This window comes from Candidatus Electronema sp. TJ, assembly GCF_048287355.1.
Taxonomy (GTDB): domain Bacteria; phylum Desulfobacterota; class Desulfobulbia; order Desulfobulbales; family Desulfobulbaceae; genus Electronema.
In genome coordinates, this window is record NZ_JBLWEP010000155.1 from 1 (window position 1) to 5,182 (window position 5,182).

General features: G+C 59.7%; 5 protein-coding genes. All 5 read right to left on the reverse strand.

The features are described 5' to 3' along the window. Positions 1 to 169: 169 nt before the first annotated feature. The 5 genes from ACNKID_RS10220 to ACNKID_RS10240 all read right to left on the reverse strand — a co-directional run bounded on the left by ACNKID_RS10220 (position 170) and on the right by ACNKID_RS10240 (position 5,093). Positions 170 to 1,477 carry a S41 family peptidase gene (locus ACNKID_RS10220; RefSeq protein ID WP_417913329.1) on the reverse strand — a complete coding sequence of 436 codons (1,308 nt, stop codon included), beginning with the start codon at positions 1,475 to 1,477 and terminating at the stop codon, positions 170 to 172. 96 nt (positions 1,478 to 1,573) lie between these two features. Then, positions 1,574 to 2,725 (reverse strand): murein hydrolase activator EnvC family protein, encoded by a 1,152-nt coding sequence (locus ACNKID_RS10225; RefSeq protein WP_417913330.1) that lies wholly within the window; start codon positions 2,723 to 2,725, stop codon positions 1,574 to 1,576. Further along, a complete protein-coding gene (locus tag ACNKID_RS10230; RefSeq protein ID WP_417913331.1) occupies positions 2,722 to 3,609 on the reverse strand; it encodes a cell division protein FtsX in 888 nt (295 codons plus the stop codon). Before ACNKID_RS10230 ends, ACNKID_RS10225 begins: the two co-directional genes overlap by 4 nt. Continuing rightward, on the reverse strand, positions 3,606 to 4,328 hold the full coding sequence (gene ftsE / locus ACNKID_RS10235) for a cell division ATP-binding protein FtsE (RefSeq protein ID WP_417913332.1): 723 nt from the start codon (positions 4,326 to 4,328) through the stop codon (positions 3,606 to 3,608). Before ftsE ends, ACNKID_RS10230 begins: the two co-directional genes overlap by 4 nt. A gap of 3 nt (positions 4,329 to 4,331) precedes the next feature. Then, positions 4,332 to 5,093, reverse strand: coding sequence for an AAA family ATPase (locus ACNKID_RS10240; protein WP_417913333.1), 762 nt, complete (start codon positions 5,091 to 5,093; stop codon positions 4,332 to 4,334). Positions 5,094 to 5,182: the final 89 nt, after the last annotated feature.

A 5,182-nucleotide genomic window follows, 5' to 3' on the forward strand; every position in this document is an offset into this window, starting at 1 on the left:
GTCATGGCAGAGCTACCTGCCCTAAGAAGCAATAAGCTCCTTCTTCGGGAAAAGGCATGACAGGGCGGGGCCGAAAGGCTCCGCCCTTTAGTTGTTTGCGGATTATAGGCGTGATGCCGGGCTGAAGAAGAGCGACATCCGGTCTTGATGGACGGCGATGAGCGGAAGCTCAGGGCTGCGCCGACGCTGGCAGCGGCAGCTGCTGCACAATGAACAGGGCGGCTCTGAGCTGATTGTCCTCGGCTAGCAGCCGCTCAAGCTCTTGCAGGGCCTTGCTGCGCTTGGCCTTTTTCTCCTTAGCCGGGCCGGTCTGGTTGGCCAGATGACGGTTCAGATCTTTCTCCCGCACAGGCAGCATTCCGCCGGGCGCGTTGCTCGCCTCGTCCGGCTCCTCAAAAGGAATGACAAGGTCAGGGAGTATCCCTGTCTCCTGAATGGAAACGCCGCTGGGCGTGTAATAGCGGGCGGTGGTCAGGCGCAGGCCGGAGCCGTCCGGCAGCGGCACCACCGTCTGCACCGAGCCTTTGCCGAAGGTCTTGGTGCCAAGAATGAGGGCGCGTTTATGATCTTGCAGTGCGCCCGCGACAATCTCGGAGGCACTGGCTGTGCCTTCGTTGACCAGAATCACTGTTGGGAACGCGTATTTTTCTGTGGCCGGATGGGCTTCAAAGAGCATGTCGTGTGCGCTGTCCCGGCCTTTGGTGGAGACGATCAGGCCGTGGCTGATGAACATGTCCGCGACCTTGACCGCCTGATCCAGCAGGCCGCCCGGATTGTTGCGCAAGTCAAGAATCAGCCCTTTGACCGGCTGTTTTTTCGCTGCGTCACTCAACGTTTTTTTGAAGTCGGCGGCAGTGTTGTCTTGAAAGTTGCTGATCCGCAGATGGTGAAAACCCGGCGCAAGTTCGGCGGCGCGGACAGAATGCTGGGGAATGAGGGTGCGCAGCAGCCTGAAATCCATGTTCTGCCCGTCGCGGCTGACCGTCAGCGTCACTTTCTCGCCTGCCTTGCCGCGCATCAGGCCGGTCGCCTCCCTGAGGCCCATGTCTTCAATGGATTCGCCGTTGATTTTGACGATCTGATCGCCCGGCTTGATCCCTTGCAGGTCAGCCGGAGTTCCGGCGATGGGCGCGACCACAGTCAGCATCCCGCCGCGCATCGTCACCTCAAGGCCCACGCCGCTGAAGCTGCCGCTGGCATCTTCTTGCAGTTCTTTGAGTTCCTTGGGCGAAAGATAGGACGAGTGGGGATCCAGGGAACCAAGCATCCCGTTGACCGCGCCAAGCAGCAGGCTGTCGGTGCTGGTTTCGTCAACGTAATGCTGGCGCAGGAGGTCAAGAATATTTGCGAACAGCTCCAAATTCTTGTACAGCTCCGCTTCGGGCGGCTTGCTCTGCTCCTGCGCCGTGAGCGGAGCGGCGGCGGCAAGAAGGGAAAAAATGGCGGCAAAGCAGCAGCACAGCAGCGGATGTCTCATGGCGTTCCAGGATAGGTGATAGTAGGCAGAGTTCTTCCTCTCTTATACTGCAAAAGGGACGGCTGGAAGAACAAAAAAAAACGCGGTCCGCGCAACTCAGTCCGCCTTCAGCCATTGGAGGGGATCCTGCGCCGCGCCGTTCTGCCGGATTTCAAAATACAGCCCTGGCGCGTAGAGGGTGGCGAGGTCGCCGCTGCTGCCGATTTTCTGATTCTGGGCCACGTCCTCGCCCTCGCGGACAAAGACCGCGTCAAGGCGCGAGGTGAGGGTCAGCCAGTTCTGGCCGTGGTCAATAATCACCGCGTTGCCGTAGCCGTTGCGGTAGCCTGCGGCGATCACGCGGCCTTTCTGCACGGCCCGCACTTCGGTGTCCAGCTCCACGGCAATATGAATGCCGCTGACTTTCTCGCCTTTGCGGAAACCGTCCTTAAGAGTCTCGCCGAAACGCTGCGTCAGCTTGCCCTTTGCCGGGAAGGGCAGTTTGCCTTTGTCCGGCAGCAGGCCCGGCCCGTCATACGGATCCACGTCCGGCTGCGGCTGGGAGAGCGAGCGGATGAGCTTGGCCTCAGCTTGACGCATTTCCTGCATCGCCAGCTGGATCAGACCCCGCTCGGCTTTGATCTTGGTCAGCACTTCCTCGCGCTCGGCACGCAGCCCGTTCAAGGCCTGCCGCTGCTCCTCAGCCTGCCGCACCAGCTCCTCCAGCAGCGACTCCTCCAGCTCGTGCGCGGTCTGCGCCTGCTTCAGGGCGTTCAGGCTGGCCTGATAGTGCTCAATCACCGTGCGGTCATAGCCAGCCATGCTGCGGAAGGAGTCCTGCATCAGCATCAGCTCCGGCAGAGTCCTGCTGGAGAAGGTGACGTTCAGCGCGCCCAGCCTGCCCATCGTGTAAAAAGCCCGCAGCCGGTCGAGCATGTGCCGCAGAGCCTTGTCCCGCGCCTGCGTCGTCTGCTTGAGCGTCTCCTGGGTTTTGGCCAGATTCTGCCGCTGCTCCTCAAGCTGCTTCTGAAGCAGGTTGATCTTGCCCTGCTGCTCATCCATGCGGCTGCCGAGCTTGTCCAGCTCGTCTAAAACCGCCTGCTCCTCCTCGGTGCTTTTCTGGAGCTTCTCCTCCTCGATGGCCATTTCCTCGCGCAGCTTGCCGATCTTGATCCGCACTTGGCCTGCGTCCTGCGCCACGACAGGCGGCGACGCGGCAAGGACGGCGAGGAGGAGGACGGCGGCCAGCGTTTTTCCTGTGCGCATCATACGCTGAGTATCTTGCGGATGGAGACAAAGCTGCCGCCCGCACAGAGCAGGACAGCCAGAATGATGATCATCCCGGCTGTGGGCGCGTCGAAAAAACTGAAGGAGAACATGCCCTGCGCCGCTGTTTCAGCAAAGACGGCCCGTATCCAGCGGAAGAGCAGATACAAGGCACTCAGACCGGCGATGGAGCCAAACAATCCGAGCAACGCGCCTTCAAGGAAGAACGGCACCCGGATGTAGCTGTTCGACGCGCCGACAAGACGGAGCAGCTCCAGCTCGTTCTTGCGGGAAAAAACGGTCAGGCGGATGGAATGGCCGATCATGAAGGTGGTGGTCATGATCAGCAGGCCGCCGGACAAAAAGACCACCACTTGCAGAAGCTGCACAAAGGAGTTGAAACGCTCCACCCATTCTCTGCCGTACTGCACTTTCAGCACGCCGGGCAGTTCTTCCAGATACGCGGAGAATTCCTTGACCTTGCCCAGACTTTCCAAGTTCCGGCGGGGATAAATCTCAATCGAGGGCGGCAGAAAATCTTTGGGAATATCCTTCAGCACGTCCTGGCTGTCATCAAGCTGGCCCTTGAAGCGGTCGTAGGCCTCCAGTTTGGAGACAAATTCAATCCGATCCACTTTGTCGAATTTTTCGATCTTGTGCCGGTATTCCTGCTGCAAGGTTTGATCCGGCTCGTCCTCAAGATAGACAATCAGACGGAGATCGTTGTCCAAGCGGCTGCCGAACTGAAGGGCGTTGTTGTAAACCAAATAGAAGAATGTGAAGATGAGGATCGAAAGGGTGATGGTCAGCAGCGACAGCACTTGGCTGCGCCAGCTCTTGACAAGGCTGCGCCAGGTCTGACTGAAGACCGCGACCAGAAAATTCATGCCCTGCCCTCCCCGTGTTTGCTCATGACCGGCGGCTTCTGAATCGCCAGCCGTCCGTTTTCAATGCGGACGATCTTGCTGCCGGGATAATCGTAAATGGCTTGATCGTGGGTGGCGATGAGCAGGGTCACGCCCTCCTCGTTGCAGCGGCGGAAAAGCTGCATCACCAACCCAGCGGTTTCGGTGTCGAGGTTGCCGGTCGGCTCGTCAGCGAGAATCAGTTCCGGTTCATTGGCCACCGCTCTGGCGATAGAAACCCGCTGCTGCTCGCCGCGCGAGAGTTTGCCTGCCAGCGCGTCGAGCTTGTCGGCAAGCCCTAGCTCATTCAGCAGCTGCATGGTCCGGCTGCTGATGAACTGCCTGCTCCGGTAGGACACCTCCATGGAATAGGCGACATTTTGGGCCACAGTCTTGTCCGGCAGGAGCTTGAAATCCTGATACGCCACGCCGATGCGGCGGCGCAGATTCTGCAGCTCGCTGTCTGAAATGCGGCCGAGGTCATGGCCGGCGATTTCGATGTAGCCCTTATCCGGCCTGTCAATGCCGCAAAGCATCCGCAGCAGAGTGGTTTTTCCTGCTCCGCTCTGGCCGGTGAGGAAGATCATCTCGCCCCGGCGGATGCGCAGCGAGACATCAGCCAGCGCGTGCACGTCCGGCGGAAAGGTTTTGCTGACCCGCGCCAGATCAATCATGGTCAGCCGCTTTTCTTCGCCGCTCATGACTCAGTTGCCGAAAATGAGGTCGAAAATCAGGAACGCCTGCTGCACCGCGCCGGAATCTTCCGGCAGATCCAAATAGGACGCGCCGCTGAGTTCCTGCCGCACCAGCTCGTCGCTGGCCGGGATGAGGCCTGCGAGCAGCAGGCCGCTTTCGGCCACTGCCGCCTCTATTTTCTCCTGCAAGGCTGCTGGAACAGGGTCTGGAACGCGGTTGACGAGCAGATACTGCTGCTGAATGTCCAATTGCAGCGGGCCGGTGAGGTCGGCGATGCGGCGGGCGGTAAGGATGCCCCGCGCCGAAGGATCAGAGACGATGAGCAGATAATCAATCCGGCGCAGATTGAGGCGGCTGAGATGCTCCATGCCCGCCTCGTTGTCCACGATGATGTATTTGTAGTTGTCCGCCAGCCGGTCCATGCTCATGGCCAAATACTGATTGGCCGCGCAGTAGCAGCCAGGGCCGTCCGGCTGGCCCATGACCATCAGGTCAAAGCCTTCCTCCTCAATCAGCGACTGATGGAGCTTCATCTCCATGTACTGGTCGCGGCTCATGCCTGGCGGAATGTCGCCCTTCAGCTCTTTACGGATTCTGCCCAGCGTGGTGCGGACATCCAAGTTGAGCAGCTCGTTCAGGTTGGCGTTGGCATCTGCATCCACAGCCAGAGCCGGAGTCATCTTGCGGGAGGTGAGATATTTGAGCAGCAGGGCGGCTGTGGTGGTCTTGCCGGTTCCGCCTTTGCCTGCGAGAGCGATGATCTTGGTCATGGTCGTTCTTCAGGTGTGGATTTTGGGGAGACTGAAGCGGTTCTCATCATACCCAAAACAGCGGCTGATTCCAAGCTGAATGGAGGGGA

Excerpts from the sequence above, each read along its gene's own strand:
- ACNKID_RS10240 (WP_417913333.1), bottom strand. The coding sequence starts at position 5,093 with ATGACCAAGATCATCGCTCTCGCAGGCAAAGGCGGAACCGGCAAGACC.
- ACNKID_RS10220 (WP_417913329.1), bottom strand. The coding sequence starts at position 1,477 with ATGAGACATCCGCTGCTGTGCTGCTGCTTTGCCGCCATTTTTTCCCTT.
- ACNKID_RS10225 (WP_417913330.1), bottom strand. The coding sequence starts at position 2,725 with ATGATGCGCACAGGAAAAACGCTGGCCGCCGTCCTCCTCCTCGCCGTC.
- ACNKID_RS10230 (WP_417913331.1), bottom strand. The coding sequence starts at position 3,609 with ATGAATTTTCTGGTCGCGGTCTTCAGTCAGACCTGGCGCAGCCTTGTC.
- ftsE (WP_417913332.1), bottom strand. The coding sequence starts at position 4,328 with ATGAGCGGCGAAGAAAAGCGGCTGACCATGATTGATCTGGCGCGGGTC.